The 19,135-nt window shown below is 42.1% G+C and carries 17 protein-coding genes and 1 tRNA gene; 12 read left to right on the top strand and 6 right to left on the bottom strand.

The window, feature by feature from the left end; translation table 11 throughout:
• Positions 1 to 175: 175 nt before the first annotated feature.
• A complete protein-coding gene (locus BM176_RS21730; protein WP_218162259.1) occupies positions 176 to 1,051 on the bottom strand; it encodes a sigma-70 family RNA polymerase sigma factor in 876 nt (291 codons plus the stop codon).
• Between the two features lie 361 nt (positions 1,052 to 1,412).
• Between BM176_RS21730 and BM176_RS21725 the strand changes: the two genes are divergently transcribed.
• Entirely contained in the window at positions 1,413 to 1,793 is a 381-nt protein-coding gene (locus BM176_RS21725) for an START-like domain-containing protein (RefSeq protein ID WP_090106424.1), read from the top strand.
• Positions 1,794 to 1,802: 9 nt separating this feature from the next.
• Here BM176_RS21725 and BM176_RS21720 read toward each other — a convergent pair whose 3' ends face one another.
• Entirely contained in the window at positions 1,803 to 2,411 is a 609-nt protein-coding gene (locus BM176_RS21720; protein ID WP_090106423.1) for a hypothetical protein, read from the bottom strand.
• Between the two features lie 134 nt (positions 2,412 to 2,545).
• On the opposite strand from BM176_RS21720, the gene BM176_RS21715 reads away from it, so the two are divergent.
• The 3 genes from BM176_RS21715 (at position 2,546) to BM176_RS21705 (ending at position 6,419) form a co-directional block, all read left to right on the top strand.
• Positions 2,546 to 4,000: an LptF/LptG family permease gene (locus BM176_RS21715; protein WP_090106422.1), complete on the top strand. Its 1,455-nt coding sequence runs from the start codon at positions 2,546 to 2,548 to the stop codon at positions 3,998 to 4,000.
• A 42-nt stretch (positions 4,001 to 4,042) separates the two neighbouring features.
• Entirely contained in the window at positions 4,043 to 4,705 is a 663-nt protein-coding gene (locus tag BM176_RS21710; protein ID WP_090106421.1) for a phosphatase PAP2 family protein, read from the top strand.
• Positions 4,706 to 4,793: 88 nt separating this feature from the next.
• Positions 4,794 to 6,419 (top strand): ArnT family glycosyltransferase, encoded by a 1,626-nt coding sequence (locus tag BM176_RS21705; protein WP_218162258.1) that lies wholly within the window; start codon positions 4,794 to 4,796, stop codon positions 6,417 to 6,419.
• 51 nt (positions 6,420 to 6,470) lie between these two features.
• Here the strand turns inward: BM176_RS21705 and BM176_RS21700 are convergent, their stop codons facing one another.
• Complete coding sequence (locus BM176_RS21700) at positions 6,471 to 7,211, bottom strand: superoxide dismutase (protein ID WP_090106419.1); 741 nt, start codon at positions 7,209 to 7,211, stop codon at positions 6,471 to 6,473.
• Between the two features lie 442 nt (positions 7,212 to 7,653).
• Here BM176_RS21700 and BM176_RS21695 point away from each other — a divergent pair, with 442 nt between their 5' ends.
• The 6 genes from BM176_RS21695 (at position 7,654) to BM176_RS21670 (ending at position 13,450) form a co-directional block, all read left to right on the top strand.
• A complete protein-coding gene (locus tag BM176_RS21695; protein ID WP_255373568.1) occupies positions 7,654 to 8,757 on the top strand; it encodes a ThiF family adenylyltransferase in 1,104 nt (367 codons plus the stop codon).
• Positions 8,758 to 8,795: 38 nt separating this feature from the next.
• On the top strand, positions 8,796 to 9,506 hold the full coding sequence (locus tag BM176_RS21690) for a hypothetical protein (protein WP_090106417.1): 711 nt from the start codon (positions 8,796 to 8,798) through the stop codon (positions 9,504 to 9,506).
• Between the two features lie 64 nt (positions 9,507 to 9,570).
• Positions 9,571 to 11,724 carry a sensor histidine kinase gene (locus BM176_RS21685; protein ID WP_090106416.1) on the top strand — a complete coding sequence of 718 codons (2,154 nt, stop codon included), beginning with the start codon at positions 9,571 to 9,573 and terminating at the stop codon, positions 11,722 to 11,724.
• 99 nt (positions 11,725 to 11,823) lie between these two features.
• Positions 11,824 to 12,921 carry a sensor histidine kinase gene (locus BM176_RS21680; protein ID WP_090106415.1) on the top strand — a complete coding sequence of 366 codons (1,098 nt, stop codon included), beginning with the start codon at positions 11,824 to 11,826 and terminating at the stop codon, positions 12,919 to 12,921.
• The gene (locus tag BM176_RS21675) at positions 12,905 to 13,321 is read left to right on the top strand and encodes a response regulator (RefSeq protein WP_090106414.1); all 417 of its coding nucleotides are present in this window, start codon (positions 12,905 to 12,907) and stop codon (positions 13,319 to 13,321) included. Before BM176_RS21680 ends, BM176_RS21675 begins: the two co-directional genes overlap by 17 nt.
• Positions 13,322 to 13,377: 56 nt before the next feature.
• A tRNA-Ala gene (locus tag BM176_RS21670) sits at positions 13,378 to 13,450 on the top strand.
• A 47-nt stretch (positions 13,451 to 13,497) separates the two neighbouring features.
• Here the strand turns inward: BM176_RS21670 and BM176_RS21665 are convergent.
• From BM176_RS21665 to BM176_RS21655, 3 genes are all read right to left on the bottom strand, one after another.
• Entirely contained in the window at positions 13,498 to 13,974 is a 477-nt protein-coding gene (locus tag BM176_RS21665; RefSeq protein ID WP_090106413.1) for a DinB family protein, read from the bottom strand.
• A 49-nt stretch (positions 13,975 to 14,023) separates the two neighbouring features.
• Complete coding sequence (locus BM176_RS21660) at positions 14,024 to 15,952, bottom strand: gamma-glutamyltransferase family protein (RefSeq protein ID WP_090106412.1); 1,929 nt, start codon at positions 15,950 to 15,952, stop codon at positions 14,024 to 14,026.
• A 207-nt stretch (positions 15,953 to 16,159) separates the two neighbouring features.
• Positions 16,160 to 16,540 carry a SnoaL-like domain-containing protein gene (locus BM176_RS21655; RefSeq protein WP_255373567.1) on the bottom strand — a complete coding sequence of 127 codons (381 nt, stop codon included), beginning with the start codon at positions 16,538 to 16,540 and terminating at the stop codon, positions 16,160 to 16,162.
• Between the two features lie 480 nt (positions 16,541 to 17,020).
• On the opposite strand from BM176_RS21655, the gene BM176_RS21650 reads away from it, so the two are divergent.
• Together BM176_RS21650 and BM176_RS21645 are read left to right on the top strand one after the other, a co-directional pair.
• Complete coding sequence (locus BM176_RS21650; protein ID WP_177230481.1) at positions 17,021 to 17,929, top strand: helix-turn-helix transcriptional regulator; 909 nt, start codon at positions 17,021 to 17,023, stop codon at positions 17,927 to 17,929.
• A gap of 17 nt (positions 17,930 to 17,946) precedes the next feature.
• Positions 17,947 to 19,122 carry a M20 metallopeptidase family protein gene (locus BM176_RS21645; RefSeq protein ID WP_177230480.1) on the top strand — a complete coding sequence of 392 codons (1,176 nt, stop codon included), beginning with the start codon at positions 17,947 to 17,949 and terminating at the stop codon, positions 19,120 to 19,122.
• Positions 19,123 to 19,135 lie beyond the last annotated feature (13 nt).

Raw genomic sequence — 19,135 nt, 5'->3', positions numbered from 1 at the left:
TTTACCTCCCGTTTACCTCCCGCTTACCACCTGTTTATATATTAACTCATCAGCCACTTATTACGGTAGTACACCAATGCAAAAAGGGTGAATACCTTCCGGTACTCACCCTTTAAAATATATTAAAGAGATCCTCTAATCAGATTTACTAATTTGATTTAGCAACTTTCCCGAATTAACTTCCGAGATAGTTTCTCAACAGTTTGCTGCGGGAAGTAGTACGCAATTTGGTAATTGCTTTATCCTTGATCTGGCGTACTCTTTCACGGGTAAGGCCAAATTTTTCGCCTATATCTTCCAGGGACATCGGATGTTCAACCGCAATACCAAAGTAAAGGATTATCACATCTTTCTGCCTGTCTGTCAGCGTAGAAAGGGACCGTTCTATTTCGCGACGTAATGAATCATGATGTTCCAGCGCCTCATCTGCACTTACTGCATTGGGATTAGCCAATACATCCAGCAGGGAATTGTCTTCACCATCTATGAAAGGAGCATCCATTGAAACGTGACGGGCGGCAACGCCTAAAGTAGCTTCTACCTCTTCCGTATTGATTTCAAGAATGGTAGCTAACTCATCGGGAGATGGTTCTCTCTCAAATTCCTGTTCCAGCTGGGAATAAGCCTTGCTGATCTTATTGCTCAAGCCCACTTTGTTAAGCGGCAGGCGCACGATACGGCTTTGTTCTGCTAATGCCTGGAGGATAGATTGACGGATCCACCATACAGCATAAGAGATAAATTTGAAACCACGGGTTTCATCAAAACGCTGGGCCGCTTTAATAAGGCCGAGATTCCCTTCGTTTATCAGATCACTCAATGACAATCCCTGGTTCTGGTACTGTTTTGCAACAGACACCACGAAACGCAGATTGGCTTTGGTGAGCTTTTCGAGGGCTCTCTGATCCCCTTGCTTAATGCGGATAGCCAGATTCACTTCTTCCTCCGGAGTGATTAAATCCACCTTCCCAATTTCCTGCAGATACTTCTCCAGAGATTGAGATTCTCTATTCGTGATGGACTTCGTGATTTTCAGTTGGCGCATTGACATAAAGACTCGGAACAGTTACAGGTGAATAAAATGTTACCTTTTTGATGAATGCAAGACAAAAATAAGTTTTTTTAGACAGTACCCAAAAAAAATGTTTACTTATTAAATCCTTTTCAAGCAAAAACGTTTGATCATTCATAAGTTTGTTATTGAAACCCTCAAACGTATATCAGGCAACAAAAAGCACCTGAATTTCCCTCTCAAATGCTAATGTATTTCTATTTTTTATAATAGAATTGTTATTTATAAAGTGTAAAAAGATTTGGGCTAATTATTAAAAAAAACGTGAAATAATTTTGACAGAATAAATAATTTTCTATAATTGCAGCCAGATGATATTGAATTACTAATTACTTGAGCGATGTCAAAGAAAGTGCAATATGAGTTAGAATACCCCGTACGGTGCTCACCAAGTATCTTATACGAGTTCCTATCTACCCCGGCAGGTTTACAGGAGTGGTTTGCAGATAAAGTAGATTACCGCGACGGCGTGTTCTCCTTTTCATGGAATGGTTCACCCGAAGAAGCAGAAGTACTGGAACAACAGGAAAATGAGTACATACGTTTACATTGGAAACATGCACCCAAAGAAGAATTCTTTGAATTTCGCATCCAGATATCCGAAGTAACTACTCAAACTATCCTGATTGTCAAAGACTTTGCCGAGAAAAAAGAAATAGCAGATCAATCCCAGCTGTGGGATTACCAGGTAAAAGACCTGTTCCACAGAATTGGTAACTAGTTGATTATGTTACTTATTAACTAATATCTGTAGCAGTAATGCGTAGTCCATTACTACTTCAGGTATTATTTTTTCCCAAAGAGCTAATTTATAAGGTTTAGCGAGTTTAATAAAAGGTAGCTGGTATATAAGATGCGCAAATTCCTGTGCCTGCATAGCTGATATTAATTTGTAATTCCCATTCCCGAAATCATGCTCCCAAGGATTGTTCTGAACGTAGATCTGGAACTGATGTGTGGCCAGTATTGACCATGCGCCTGCCAGTATTTCGCTATACCTGTCTTTTATCCCTCCGGATAAATGCAGGGTGGCACTAAAATAATGTCCCCACCAGAACATCGTCCTGAAGGCAAAAATATCCTCCCGGCTAAAATAACGGGGGTAATCCAATATTGCATACGGTAACTCCTTATACCGCTCTCCTCTGGAAATCTTCCCCCCTTTTTCAAGACAACCCTCCGGAAAAGGGAAATAAGCCGTTACAGGATCCGCTTCCAAAGCAGGCTGTAATGCTCCAAAAAGCTCCATCACTTTCTGTAAAGCACTGTTTTTCAAATAGATCCAGCTTGCATTATTAATTAATTCCTGCTCTTCAGGCGTCAGTGAGGAAATCTTCATCCTGTAAATTTAAAGTACCTATTAAATAATTTAACTGTATTTTAAACTGCTCTTCTTACGGAAATCATCTTAAATTTGTAAGATTTGTACAAAGTTCGGATTGCGATCCGGAAGTATATAACTAACTGCCGGCTGTGAAAAAACTGGATAAGCTACTTGTTAAAACGTTTATTGGCCCATTCGTGGCTACCTTTTTTGTTACCTTATTCGTATTGGTGATGCAGTTCCTATGGAAATACATTGATGACCTTGTGGGTAAAGGACTGGATACACCTGTGATTATTGAACTGATTACCTATACAAGCGCAAACCTGGTTTCCCTGGCATTGCCCCTGGCCGTACTCCTTTCTTCTATCATGACTTTCGGGAATCTGGGCGAAAGCTTTGAACTGGTTGCACTTAAATCATCCGGCATCTCCCTGCTCCGCTTCATGCGCCCTCTTCTGTTTGTTTGTACTACTATCGCGGTGCTGGCATTCCTCTTTAATAACTATGCTATGCCAGTGGCCAACCTCCGGGCTAAGTCACTTCTATACGATATCACCAATTCCAAACCTGCCTTTAACATTAAAGCAGGAGTATTTTATACCGATATACCGGACTATACCATTAAAGTAGCCAGCAAGGAAAAAGATAATAAAACCATCCACCAGGTAATGATCTTTGATCACACCTCCGGTGGCGGAGATAAACTCATCCTGGCCGAAAAAGGCACCATGCTGCTCTCGGCAGATAAACGCTTTCTATATTTCGTACTCGAAAAAGGATGGCGCTACGAAGAACGGAACAGCCGGAATACTACCACTCCGGGAGATCTTATCCGTCTCGGCTTCCGGGAATATAAAAAAGCATTCGACCTTAGCTCATTTGCCTTCAGCCGCCTGGATATGGGCCTTTTTGCCTCTAACCAGCAAATGCTGAATGTACGCCAGCTGGATAAAGCTATCGACTCCCTGGCTAAACAGGAAAAGATCTTCAGCCGTACCGTGAATGCCTATATCACCACACGTTACCCTTTCTATAAATGGCAGGATACCGGCTGGCTGGCAAGCGCACCTCCACTTAAAGTAAAACATTTTAAAGATATAATACCTGAGAAGTCCCTGCGTTATGTAACAGAGAGGACTGAACAAAATATCCGTGACGGAATCAGTAACCTTGAAGGACCTGCTAAAGAATTTGCAGATAAACATTCTACCCTGCTTCTGCATAAAGTAGAATGGCAACGTAAATTTACACTGGCGTTTTCCTGCATCGTTATGTTTTTGATTGGTGCACCACTGGGATCAATTATTCGTAAAGGAGGCTTAGGTACTCCACTCATTTTTGCCGTTATATTCTTTGTGATATTTAATATATTCTTCATGGTTGGGGAAAAGATGGCGCGTAAAGATGTAATGGCTACCTGGAGTGGTATGTGGCTTTCGAATATTGTGCTTATTCCAATTGCCGTTTTCCTGATTGTGAAAGCGCTAAACGATTCCCAACTGTTCAACAAAGATTATTACAACAAGTTTTTCAGATTGGTTAAACAATTTGTTCAAAACCTGAGAGAAAAGAAGAGTATAAAAAAGACTGCCGGCATATAGGTCCGCCGGGAGGACACAACCTACAACTTTAAAACGCGATATTTGAAAACGCTGATTACACTGTTCGGTAAGAACCTGTGGTTCTTTATACCGTTCCTGTTATGGGTAGTAACAGGTGCCGTATTACAGATTTTTTTCTTCACACATGAAGAACTGTTTCTGGCAATTAATCAGGCACATGCGCCATGGGCCGATGTGCTAATGACTGGAGTTACTTACATCGGAGATGGAATCACCTTCGGCATTATGCTGGCCATTATCCTGATGCTCAGAAAAATAAGATTGTTCTGCAATGCAGCGGCCATCTTAATTCTGGTAACAATAGTAGTACAGACTGCTAAACACTTTTTCAATGCACCAAGACCCATGCATTATTTTAGTGATCCTTCTTTGATCCATACTGTAAAATGGGTAACTGTACACGGTAGCTGCAGTTTTCCGTCAGGACATACCACCACTGCTTTTGCTATGTTCTGCTTCCTTGCATTAATCAGTAAAAATAAAATAGCAGGCGCACTGTTCATGTTCATGGGACTGATAGCTGCATGGTCCAGAATTTATCTGGCACAACATTTCTTTATTGACGTATATGTAGGTAGCATCATCGGTACTTTGTCCAGTGTATTCATTTACATGCTGTTCGAACAACGAAAAATCAATTCATCGCCCGAAATTTGTCAGGAAGCGATGGTAGGTCTAAGTTGATTTAGTTATTTTTGTTGAATTGTGAATTAGGGCAGATCAACTTAATTAACCAGGTCAACAAAAATTAACGCATCAACTAATGAATGGAATGAGATACCTGTTGATTGCCATTGCGGCTGCCATCCTTTTCATACCCTTTCTGGGGGCTGTGCACCTGTTTGACTGGGACGAGATTAACTTTGCTGAAGCTGCACGGGAAATGATTGTAAGTCATAATTACTCCCAGGTTCAGATAGATTTTATGCCCTTCTGGGAAAAACCACCATTATTCATATGGTTACAGGCGGCCAGTATGCACCTGTTTGGTATCAACGAGTTTGCTGCCCGCTTTCCAAACGCCATCATCGGAATCATTACCCTGCTCTGCCTCTACGGAATTGGTAAGAAACTGGCAGATGCCAAACTGGGACTATGGTGGGCACTGGCTTACGCCGGATCATGGTTGCCTCATATCTATTTCAAATCAGGTATCATTGATCCTGCTTTCAACCTCTTAATATTTCTCGCTATCTATTTTGCTTTCCGGATCAGCTATGCTTCCAAACCTTCGCGGATGGCGATATTGAGCGGTATATTCCTGGGACTGGCCGTATTAACAAAAGGACCGGTAGCCATCCTCGTTAGTCTGCTCACATTACTGGTATACTGGATCTGTAAGAAAGGAAAGACCGGTATCCAATTCCTGCAACTGGGTGTCATCGTGCTTTCTACGGCTATTACCACTGCCCTCTGGTTCGGTTATGAGATCATTTCTCATGGCTGGTGGTTCGTAAATCAATTCATTACTTACCAGGTGAGATTGCTCACCACTCCCGATGCCGGACATGGAGGCTCCTTCTTTTATCACTGGATAGTACTTCTACTCGGTTGCTTTCCTGCCAGTATTTTCCTGTTCTCCTATCTTAAAGGGCGTAAAGGCAGGTCTATTTACAGCGGCTCACAATCAACTGAAATAAAGGACTTCAAAATATGGATGTGGGTGTTATTCTGGGTAGTACTAATCCTGTTCTCTATCGTTGAAACCAAGATTGTACATTACTCCTCCCTCTGTTATTTCCCGCTCAGTTTCCTGGCGGCGTGGCAACTGTACCGTATTACAGAAAAGAAAGTACAACTGTCTGCATGGAGCATTGGGTTGATATTATTAACAGGGCTAATACTGGGGTTCGCGATCGCATTATTACCAATTGTAGGTGTGTACAAACAGGACCTGATCCCACATATCGACAATAAGTTTGCACAGGCTAATCTACAGGCTAACGTACCCTGGTCTGCCTGGGAAGCGTTTTATGGTGTAGGTTATATGTTGCTGATCATTATCAGTGCTGTACTACTGTTCCGGAAAAAAATGCAGACAGGTTTATTATGCCTGTTCCTGAGTACCATTTTAGCTGTGCAGGTCACAATTGTGCATTTCACGCCTAAAATTGAAAAGTATTCACAGGGAGCAGCAATTGAATTCTTCCAGTCTTTTGAAGGGAAAGATGCATATGTGCAGGTGCTCAGCTATCATAGTTATGCGCATCTCTTCTATGCGAAAATGCTGCCACCAGCTAATAAGAACTATTATAACAGGGACTGGCTGTTAAGCGGCCCGGTAGATAAGCCTACTTATTTCATTTGCCGGATTACAGATAGCGAACCGTGGAGAGCTAATCCCAACCTGGTAGTAGTAGGAGAAAAAAATGGATTCGTATTTTTTAAGAGAAAATAAAAGAAGCCCGGCACTTTTGGTAGCCGGGCTTCTTATTTATTAAAAAAGATATTAACCTTTCAGAGCTTCATTATACCTGTTCTCTACTTCTTTCCAGTTAATCACATTCCAGAAAGCAGCGATATAATCAGGACGTACATTATGATATTTCAGGTAGTATGCATGTTCCCAAACATCCAGAGCCAGGATAGGTGTACCATGTTCTTTCACGATATTATCCATTAATGGATTATCCTGGTTTGGTGTTGAGATCACAGCCAGCTTTTTAGCTGGTGTTACAATCAGCCAGGCCCAGCCTGAACCAAACACGCCTTTTGCAGCAGTATTAAAAGTTTCCTGGAATTTCTCCCATGAAGTGAAGTTGCCCGTAATAGCTGTTTTCAGTTTATCCGATGGCGTTGTTTTTTCCGGAGAAAGCAACTGCCAGAACAAAGAGTGGTTATAATGGCCACCTGCATTATTACGGATAGCTTTATCTTCCGGTTTTACTTTTGACAGGATTTCATCAAGTGTAAGGCTTTCATAAGGAGTACCTTTGATATTATCATTCAGATTTTTTACATATGCTGCATGATGTTTATCATGATGAATCTCCATTGTTGTTTTATCAATATTCGGCTCCAGTGCATCGTACGCATATGGTAATTTTGGCAGTTCAAACGGAGCTTTCGGACTGTTGGCAGATGATCTGTTTCTTGAAGTGGCAGTAGGAGCGGCAATAATGCCGGTTGGATTACTCAATGCAGCTACGCCAGCGAGGCCGGCCAGCTTAATAAATTCTCTCTTATGCATATTACAAAGGCATTAATAAATGTGAAGAACTTTTCTGATTAAACGATGTATTCAGATTGCAGCAAATTCTACACCAAATATTATTAAATTTTAATTTGTGATAATGTATCAAAAAGAAAATGAGGATTATCTATAAAATAACTGCCCTCTTGCACAATATTTTCAAATTAATTGTTATTTTACCTTACGCTTTCATGTGAAACATTTAGATTCTAATTTTATTTGACCACTTTAAAATAATTTATCCCGGTCTGCATATCAATTGTCAAGCATATGTAGAGACAGCTAACTTGCCTTTTTATCAGGCCAACACTTTATACCGGAACAGACTACTTACATTTACATGTGCTACCAGTGCGGCGTTACATAGAATCTTTTTCATATACTATATACACCATCCAGTGCCCGTAGATTGTTCAATAAAATTTTTATGCCAGGCAAAATGATAGAACTAGAAGAATATATAAAACAACAGCAACTTGAACAGGATAATTATACACCAGTATTTTACCGATTAGGGAATCAGAAAGAATACGATGCATTATTAACCCTGCTGACCAGTCAGCCCAACATAAGGGTCTACGATCAGATCCACTCTCAACTGAGTGAGTTGATGAAGATCCGTAATCCTACAAAACGCCTCACGGCAGCCGAATCGGAACAACTGCTAACTGAGTTCGTAGGTACAGCGTCTCTATTAACGGTAGGAGTATGGGTTTATTATCCATGGACCAACCGGGTAGTACATATTCTGGATGAAAAAGAATTTATCGAACTTCGTACAAGCCGGAACAAACAGAAGATCACTGACGAAGAAGCTGAAATATTAAGAACAAAGAAAATAGGTGTAATCGGCTTATCAGTTGGGCAATCGATTGCTCTTACACTGGCAATGGAAAGAATCTGCGGGGAATTAAGACTGGCAGATTTTGATACCCTGGAGTTATCTAATATGAACCGGATAAGAACCAGTATACACAACATAAATCAATCAAAAGTAGTTATAGCAGCAAGGGAAATAGCAGAACTGGATCCTTTTATTAAAATCGTTTGTTATACACAGGGAGCTACTGAAGAGAACCTGTTGGATTTTATGACGCTCAACGGCAAACTGGATATCCTGGTGGAAGAATGTGACGGGATAGATATCAAAATCATCAGCCGGATGAAAGCAAAAGCTCTCAGCATCCCGGTGGTAATGGAAATGAACGACCGTGGAATGCTGGATATTGAACGTTACGACCTGGAACCGGAATTACCCCTGCTGCATGGATTAATACCCAAAATTGATATTGCTACCTTGCAAAACCTTACCAATGAAGAGAAAGTGCCTATTCTCGGCCCCATGGTAGGAATGAATGATATGTCACCCAAAATGAAGTTCTCACTGACTGAAATCGGGAAATCGATAACTACCTGGCCACAACTGGCATCATCTGTGGTATTGGGAGGTGCACTCGTCGCAGATACCTGTCGCAGAATTATCCTGGATCAACTCCGCAGTTCCGGGCGTTATTATGTAGACTTTGAACAACTGATCAAATAAGGTAAGCGCTGCAATCTTAATATTTAAGAGCAATTAAAATGAGTATAACAATCAATGTGCGGGCCTTTATTGCTCCAGATGATCCGGAGGCATGCATGCGTTTTTACGAAGGCCATAGCAAGCTCCTGGAAATTCATTTTGGCATCGCCAAAATCACATCAGGCAATATAGACTGGCTACAGCACAGGAATACCATCGTCGTAATAGTGGAAGATGAAACCGGCACCAAAACATATGGCGGGGCCCGCGTACAGGTAGCCGACGGTGTATTACCCCTTCCAATCGAAACAGCGATCGGAAAATATGATCCAAACATTTACTCATATGTACGCAAAGGCAGCGCTGAGATCTGTGGCATGTGGAACTCCAAGGAAGTGGCAGGTATGGGAATCGGGAGTCTTATATTATGTCGTGTATGTGTTGCATTAATGCCCCAGCTCCCGGTAGATAAAGTACATGTACTCTGTGCCCCTATCACTACCCGCATGGGAAAACGTGTGGGTGCCGTTATCGACAAATCCCTGGGTAATGAGGGAACTTTCTTTTATCCCAAAGACGACTTTATCGCTACTGCCATGGTCATTGACGATATCCATGGCCTCCCCAATGCAGATCAATCCGAACAGGAACTAATCCATATTTTACGGGAAAACCCCATGCAGCACAGGCAGGAAAAAGGCCCCAAAGGCATCTTTGATGTAAACTATCAACTGGAGGTTCCAAACCTCCATCAGGTACGCAGTTTGTAATTCTGGCGAACATAACATCAAAAAGTAATAATTTACAGTTGTCTTTTATATTTAACAGGTACAAATGTCAGTACGTGCATTTTTTTCGTTTTTCATTACGGTAACACTGTTTGTTCATTCTACGCGGGCAGCGGTACCAGTCGTTTATTCGGATAGCACCAAACTACTCCAGATGGGTAGATGGGTGGATCTGTATACGGATAAGACTGACAAACTCACCATCAGCCAGGTACTTAATCAAACTTTTATAAACCTGAATGAACAGGTACCTAACCTCCAGATATCACCATACACCCACTGGGCAAGGTTTACCATTACCAACAATACCACCCTGCATAAGTTACTGCTCGAAATAGAATACCCCACAATAGATGATATCAGCTTATACGAACCACTGACAGATGGTACCTGGAAAGTAACCAGGATGGGAGAATTTCAGCCATTCAGCCTCCGGCAGTTCAATCATCAGAATTATATTTTTTCGCTTGGACTGAGGCAGGGAGAAACCAAAACCTATTACCTGAAAATCAAAGCAGGAGAACAGGCACAGCTCCCCGTTTTCCTGGGACCGGAAACCCTGATCGATAATAAAAATGCCATGAGGAACCTTTTCTTCGGCATCTACGTCGGCATTATATTGGTAATGGCACTGTATAACCTGTTTATTTACTTTTCCATCCGCGACAGAAGTTACCTCATATATGTAACCTATATTGTTTGTGTGGGCCTTACACAGGCTTCACAAAATGGTTATGCTTTCCGCTATCTCTATCCAAACAATAGCTGGCTGGCAATGCATGACACAGTACTCATTCCAATTCTAAACGGGCTTACGGCAGCCCTCTTCATACAGTCATTCCTGCATGCAAAGGAGAAATTCCCCCTGGGATATAATATCCTCACCGGTATAAGCATTGCTTACCTGGGCTGCCTGGTTCCCATGTTTGCCGACAACTATTACGTGGCACAGATATGGGTACAACTGGTGGCCCTCGCAGGATCTATCCTGGCATTATATATAGGCTTCAGGGTAGCCAAAACAAATTATGTTCCGGCTAAATTCTTCCTGGTGGCATGGTCCATCTTTCTCACCAGCGTGTGCATATTTGTAATGCGAAACTTCAATGTGCTGCCTTATAATGACTTTACCTACTATGCTTTACAGGTAGGGTCGGCGGCAGAAGTTACCCTGCTATCGTTCGCACTGGCATACAGGATCAACATCTACCGACAGGAAAAGGAACTCTCACAGGCACAATCCCTGGAGGTATCCAAAGAAAATGAACGGCTGGTACGCGAACAGAACGTGATCCTGGAAACCAAAGTAAATGAAAGGACTGTTGAACTACAACAAACCAATGATCAGCTGAATGTGGCATTAGTAAGCCTGAAAGATGCACAATCCCAACTGGTGGAAAAAGAAAAGATGGCCTCCCTGGGTCAGTTAACCGCCGGTATTGCCCATGAAATCAATAACCCAATCAATTTTGTATCATCCAATATCAAGCCTTTAAAACTGGATATAGAGGATATCAGATCATTGCTGGGCAAATACGAGCAACTTGGAAATGAAGCCGATTTCAAATCCGGATTACAGGAAATTCAACGGTACCGGCAGGAAATTGATATCGACTATATTCATGATGAGATCAATTCCCTCATTAAAGGAATTGAAGATGGAGCCAGCCGCACAGCAGAGATAGTAACAGGATTAAGAACCTTTAGCCGCCTGGATGAGAGCGATCTCAAATCTGTAGATATTCATGAAGGGCTTGAAAGTACACTCGTACTACTGCGTACTAACATTCCAAAAAATGTTACCGTGATCCGGAATTATGCAACACTGCCCAAAATAGAATGTTATGCGGGTAAGATCAATCAGGTGTTCATGAATATCCTCACCAATGCTTTCAATGCGATCAAAACATATACTTCAGGAAAGGAAGAATTTGTAACAATCACCACGAGCCAGGAGAACGGTCAGGCCATTATCAGCATAAAAGATACCGGCCCCGGCATGACACAAGCTGTGAAGGAAAAGATTTTTGATCCTTTCTTTACCACCAAAGATGTGGGCGAAGGTACTGGCCTCGGGCTCTCCATTGTATTTAGTATTATAGAAAAACATAATGGCCATATTAATGTTGTATCTGCCCCCGGAGAAGGAGCCGAATTTATTATATATTTACCTATGAGCATAAATGTCCAAACTTTCTAATATCTTTAAGTAAATCACATTTCTATGTTCCAACACGTTGATGATGAAATGTTCCCCGAATACCAATACACACAATACTGCGAAATAAAATACTAACGGATGAAAGACAACCGTATCAGGATACTGTACATTGACGATGAGATTCATAATCTAAATGCCTTTAAAGCAGGCTTTCGCAGAAGCTATGAAATCTACACAGCTAACTCGGCTCAGGAGGGCAAACAACTGCTGAAGAATATTGATGTACACATCATCATTGCAGATCAGAAAATGCCCGTATCCACCGGGGTAGAGTTTTTCAATGAGATCAAGGAAACATTACCCGATCCAATGAGGATCCTCCTTACTGGTTACACTGATGTAGAAGATATCATAGATGCCATCAACAAAGGGCATATCTATTCCTACATTAAAAAACCCTGGGATGAGCATGAATTGCACAAAACAATCAACAATGCTTTTGAAATATACCAGACACGCAGGCAACTCAAGGAAAAGATCGTAGAGCTGGAAAAAATCAATGACGAGCTGAATCGTTTCATCTATTCAACTTCTCATGACCTCCGTTCTCCCCTGATGTCTGTGCTGGGCATTATCAACCTGAGCCGCCTGGATAATTCAGTGGTAGATCCAAACGGTTATCTTGAAATGATAGAAGTCTGTATCCTCAAGCTGGATGGATTTATTCAGAAGATCATTGAATACTACCGCAATTCCCGCCTGGATGTAGAATATGAGAAGATAGACTTCAATAATCTGCTACAGGAATGTATAGGTTCATTCAAGCACCAGAACACCGCTATAGAATTCCAGGTGAATGTAGAACAGCCAGTGGATTTCAAAGGTGATACTTTCCGTATCAGCGTTATCCTGAATAATCTTATTTCGAACGCTGTGAAATATCAGAAACCGGACGAGAGTAATCCAAAAGTAAATCTGACGGTGAAAGTGGAGCCTCACAAAGCCACACTGTATATAGTCGATAATGGTATCGGTATCTTAAGTGAACATCTGAATAATATTTTCAAAATGTTCTTCAGATCTAAAAACAACAATAAGCCAGGTAGTGGCATAGGATTGTACATCGTGAAAGAAGCATTAAATAAGATTGGTGGCACAATTAATGTTGAATCCAAGTATGGAGAAGGTACACAATTTGAAATAAGCATCCCCAATAGAAATGATTTCGATTCCTGATTTGCGTGTTATTTTGATTGATGATAATGAAGTAGATCTGTTGTTGCACGAAAAACTGGTCACAATACAACAGATCAGCAGAACCGTGCTTGCTTTCAATAATGCAAATAAGGCACTGGAATTTCTATCTTCCAATATTGCATTACCTAAAATCCCTCCTACTATACTCCTGCTGGACATTCAGATGCCGGAGATGGATGGCTTTGAGTTCCTGGAGGCATTTGACAGCTACCCTTTCAAAATCAAGTCACAATGTCACATTATTATGGTTTCCTCTTCACTTGATTATCGCGATATCAGTCGTACTTACGCCAATCCGATGGTCATTAAATTATTGAAGAAACCTTTGCTGGCAGAAGAGCTGAAGAATACGATAATGGAGATTTTCAAAGAATTTTAAGGAAATGCTTGCAATTACAGGAAAAAATTTAAATTTGCACCTCGTTAAAGCCGAAAGGGGGATTAGCTCATCTGGTAGAGCGCAAGCATGGCATGTTTGAGGTGATCGGTTCGAGTCCGATATCCTCCACAATAAAAAAGTCTCACATTAAAAATGTGAGACTTTTTTTATTCCGCTTAATCCCGTTTTATAAAAACTAACTGCCCCAGGTGATAAGCCACATGCCCCGTACGACTCATCAATACACTCAACTTATTCCGGTGTGGCTCTCTTACCAGGTCTTCGTCTGTCATTGCATTATGCCGCTGCAACCATTGCTCCGGAGTCAACGCATTAAATTGAGCAGATAACTTACTGTGAATAGCCGTCCAGTATTCCCGCAACTCTTTTACAACAGGTATCGTCAACCCCGACTTATCCGGAGTCTTAATAAATGGCTCCTCTAATTCCGGATATAACTTTTCTCCAAGTCCAAGTAGCGGTAACATAGCATCGTGAACAGCAATCAGATGCCCCAGCAGGTAAACTCCGCTATTTTTCCCGGGAGCTACTTCCTGCAATAACTGCTCGTCAGAAAGGCCATTGAATAACTTTTCAGCTCTTTTTATTTGTGCATCCCATGCCAGTAAAACCGTTTTGATAACTACTTCCATTTTGTCGTTTTTTTTATTGTGATAAGCTAAGATCTATAACATTTTAAAATCACCACCCAATACCATAATCTTCTCCGTGATTACTGCTGCCACCCCATAAACTATTATGTTTCGTATCTATCAATATCGCATTGACCGGGCCGCTGGTACGTTCTCCAAAGGTGGTTATATATCCCATATTTTTCAGTGCTGTTCTTACACTGTCCGGTGTATTTTTATTGAGCAGAATACTACCGGGATGTGGCTGCCGGTCTTTGGTGGAAGTACCTCCCAATGACAACCACAACTGGTTGGTATTAATATTTGCAGCCTCAGTAGCCTGTTGTACAGTCATTCCAAATTCTACTACATTCAGGAAAAATTGCAGCAGGTTCTGATCCTGTGTATCTCCACCCTGCACACCAAAAGCAAGGAAAGGTTTCCCATCTTTCAACGCAAGAGAAGGCGTTAGTGTAACCCGCGGACGTTTACCGGGGGCAATCACATTAAAAGGACACAAAGCAGAATCAAGTACAAAACTTTGTAAACGCTGACTCATACCTACGCCTGTATGTCCCGCAATACAGGCCGGTGTCCATCCGCCGCTGGGTGTAATAGAAATGACCCAGCCATTTTTATCAGCCGCTTCCACACTTGTAGTACCACGCCACAAACGATCCATATACATACTATCAGTATTCACAGCCAGCATATTCTCTGACGCAGGATTATTCAGCAAACCGGTAACATCATGTTTGGGTACAAAACCGCCCTGCTTTTTATTGTTGACAGTATCTGTCAGTGAAAGCCTGTGCTGCAGCAACGAATGGAATGGATTTACTTTCCCTTCGTATGGATAAGGATCACCGGGACTTATATCAGAATCATTCTTTTCCGGGCGAATCAGTTTTGCACGGTCTTTTGCATATGCCTTACTTAATAATCCAACGATAGGTGTTTTAGGTGTAAAGTAAGGGTCTCCATAATAAAAATCACGGTCTGCAAAAGTGAGATTCATTGTCTGGTAAAGCGTGTGGATATATTGAGTACTATTATATCCCATCCCTTTCAGATCAAAGTTTTCAAGAATATTAAGGCTTTGCAGTAACATGGGACCTTGTGTCCATGATTGTAATTTGTACACCTCTATTCCCTTATAATTGATGTGTAAAGGTTCTTCTTCAATTGGTTTCCAGGTAGCCAGATCTTTCATTGTAATCAGTCCTCCCTGTTCCTGACAACCGCGAACAAATTCTTTTGCAATATCTCCTTTGTAGAACCTGTCGCATGCCGCCATAATAGCCTCTTTCCGGCTTTTATGTTTGCTGAGGGCCTCCTGTTCTGCTTCTACCATTTTGGTTAATGTAGCCAGCAGATCTTTCTGCACAAAAATCTCTCCGGCCTCGGGCGCTTCTCTTTTTTCACCGGGATGCGTCATGAATACCGCTTTACTGTATGGCCATTCCTTAATACGTTGTTTATTATTCTCAATACTATTAGCCGTCTGCGCTTCAATAGGATAACCTGCAGCCATTTCCATAGCAGGCGCCAGTACCTCCTTCAAACTGAGTGTACCATATTCCGCCAGCATGTAACAAAGTCCGCCGGGAGTACCTGGTGTTACAGCCGCCAGTGGTCCGTATTCGGGAGGAAAGTTATATCCCTTCCCTTTAAAGAAATCAACGGTAGCTCCTGTGGGCGCTACTCCCAGGGCATTGATGGCAATAACTTTTTTCGTGTTGGGATTATAAATGAGAGCCTGTGTTTCGCCCCCCCAGCTCAATACATCCCACATGGTACAGGTGGCCGCCAGCATGGCACAGGCAGCATCAATTGCATTCCCGTTTTTCTGAAAAATCATTGCTCCGGCGGTAGCAGCAAGCGGTTTACCGGTAACTGCCATCCAGTTTTTCCCATGTAACGGCGGTTTCTGTGTTTGCTGAGCTATTGCAATTCCTAAAACAAGGAAGAAGCTCATAAGGAGGAATAAGTGTTTCATAAGCCATTAACAGATTTAGATACGGAAAGTAAAATAACAAAATCGTGGGTATTACAACGATTCCTTACATAAGCGGCGGGTTAAAAATGGCTCAAAAGAAAACATGGCTCAGAGATACGATGTAACTTTAATTACAACATCTCTGAGCCATGTTTACAAAGTCACCGGGGCAGAATATCTATGCAGTCAGCCCCGGGGAATAATTTCTCACATGAAGAATTGTTCGGAAGCTACTTTTCCATCTCTTACTACATACGTACAGATTTCAGACATCTTACCACGGTCACGTCCTTTCATTTTTACGTCCATCACAAGTGCCAATGCGAATGCACCACCTGCCACGATCGGCTCAGAAACGGTGATACCGAAAACTTCATCTACTCCAGCCTGGAACTGATGTCCTTTTTCAATAATGGCAGAGAGCCCTTTTGTTTCCTTCTCAAATCCACCCCCGGCTTCCTGTTCAATGCTGATAGCATCATCTGCAAAAAGTTCTGTTTGTGCTTTTTCAAATTCGCCCTGGCGACAAAGTGCTGCCAAACGGCTCGCAACTTCCTGCGTAGTCATAATAACGTCTTGTGCAATCATAATAAAAGTGTTTATGGGGTATGATAATTAACTAAGTTATAGCTATTTCCCTTTAGATTCGTCTTCCTGTTACCCCGTGTTATGAAATATAATATTGGGCCTTGCCGCATTACCCTCATAGTTATTTTAGCTATGAGGATAATACACCTTTCTTTCTATTTTCCGTTGCATTTACACATACTGCATAACTTGCTGATCATGGCCCTATCACTGGTTTCGCAACAAAAAATGCACCATCATTACTGGTGGTTGTGATATGATTAAACACAGATATCGCTGATAGTAGTTCAATCGCAGTATTACGTCATAAATTGCAGAATATGCACTCCATGAAAGAACCAGAATCAGTCTTACTTTTTAATCAGCCTAATATGTGAATAATATATGATATCCAGCCAATATCCCTCAGCGCTGCAATTTGGGATACCAGCAAATATGCAGTCTCATATCCGAGTGTCATCTCAACTACCGGACCAATATATGCAATACCGGATTCCTCTTCCGGCAGAAACAAAATATGTGGAAGCCCCCTTCGGTAGTTATATAACGCAGGAGATAAAAGATCCCGACTGGGTTATTTGCTGGCAGCAATGTTTTATCAGGGAAAGAGTACGGTTGCGCCCATCAGCCAGCCAGCCTATGCTGGCAATGTATTGTATCCTCAAAGGCAATGTACCCTGTCGCCTGCAGGGCCAGGGTAAATTAATGCTGATCGAAAAAGAATATGGGTTGTATTACATTCCTTCACAATCCCAGAACATTGCAGATCTCAAAACGGGAAATTATGAAATGATCTGTATATCTTTTTCACCATCGTTTTTCAGCAAATATATTTCCCGGCACCCTTCTTTTGAAGAGATCCATCTTCAACAACAAAAACAGGCGCGCAAAGGCACTATGCTCCCGGCCATCCGGATGGATAATCCTGATCTGAAAATACTGAAGGAGATCCGTTACTGCCCCTCAGATGAAACTGCCAGAAAAACCTTCCTTCAGGGAAAACTTGATGATCTGCTTACTCTCTATTTCAATGCACTTACCCCAAAATATCTGCAGAACGGAGAGCTGACCAAAAAGCTCCGGCAGGTTTGTATCTATATCCAGAATCATTATCACAAAACACTCAACATAGCAGACCTCAGCAAGCAGGCAGGAATGCATATCAATACTTTCGAAAGAGCTTTTAAAGAATTACTCGGCACTTCTCCCAGGGGGTATATTGAACATTTACGGATGAAGAAAGCAGCCTTGTTATTATTACAAACAACACTGAGTATAAAGGATATCAGCACGAATACAGGATATAGCGGCGCTAATTATTTCACGGCCGTTTTCAGAAAGCGTTACCGTTGTTCCCCCAGAGAATATCGTAAAAACCGCTTATCTTAATGCAAAATCCGGCATTAATGGAAAAGCAGTTAACGGAAAGGCTCATCAGTATCAGAAGACAGATTCATACACAACCCGAATTAGGCTACCAGGAAATAAATACATCAAAACTTGTACGTAAAGAATTACAGGCACTGAACATTCCTTTTATCCAGGATGTAGCAGGCACAGGTGTTATTGCTACCATCACAAAGGGAACTGGTCCATGTATAGCACTGCGGGCCGATATGGATGCATTGCCGATCCAGGAAGATACGGGCCTGCCATTTTCTTCTGAGATCAATGGAAAGATGCATGCCTGTGGCCACGATCTGCATACTACTATGCTCATTGGCGCAGCCACACTGTTAAAGGAAGCATCTTTTGAAGGCACCATAAAACTCCTTTTCCAACCTTCTGAAGAAGGTCCAAATGGCGACCCGGAAAGCAAAACAGGTGCCCGCAAAATAGTAGAGGCAGGTCACCTGGATGATGTGAGGGCCGCACTTGGATTACATGTTCATCCGCTGATGCCCGTTGGCCGGATCTCTTATGCACTGGGCCCCGCACTGGCATGCACGGGCTTCTTCACAATAGAAGTACTCGGCAAAGCTGCACATGCAGGAGCCGCTCCACAACTGGGCATTGATGCCGTACTGGTGGCGGCACAGCTGGTACAATCCGCTCAGAGCATCGTTTCCCGCCACACCTCCCCTACAGAAACTGCCGTACTCTCTTTTACCAAAATAAATGGTGGCGTGGCACCAAATGTAACAGCCGATAAGGTAACCATTGAAGGCACCATCCGGTCGCTCAACCTGGATACCTACCAGATTATTATCCAGCGCCTGCAAAAAATCATCGACGGACTGATGACCGCCTTCGATGCAAAGATCATCTTCGATCTGTATTATGATCTGCCGGGCGTGATAAATGATAAACAGGTTCATAGTTATCTGCAAAACAGTTTACAACAGACCTTCGGAGAAAATAATGTAATAGAAACCGAAGCCATCCTGGCAGGAGAAGATTTCGCCTATTATTCCCGCAAAGTGCCATCCATGTTCTACTTCCTGGGTGCCCAGCATCCCGCTAATGATGGTTACTTCCTCCATCATCCCAAAGTATTATTTAATGAGGACTGTATCCCTTATGGCGCCTCTTTCCTGGCAAACGCAGCAGTTGATATGATCCGGACTTACAGTCAGGCATAAACAATTCACGTAC

The organism is Chitinophaga sp. CF118 (assembly GCF_900112615.1).
Classification (GTDB): Bacteria; Bacteroidota; Bacteroidia; order Chitinophagales; family Chitinophagaceae; genus Chitinophaga.
Note: the sequence above shows the minus strand (reverse complement) of the source record. Positions and strands in the feature narration are given on the sequence as shown.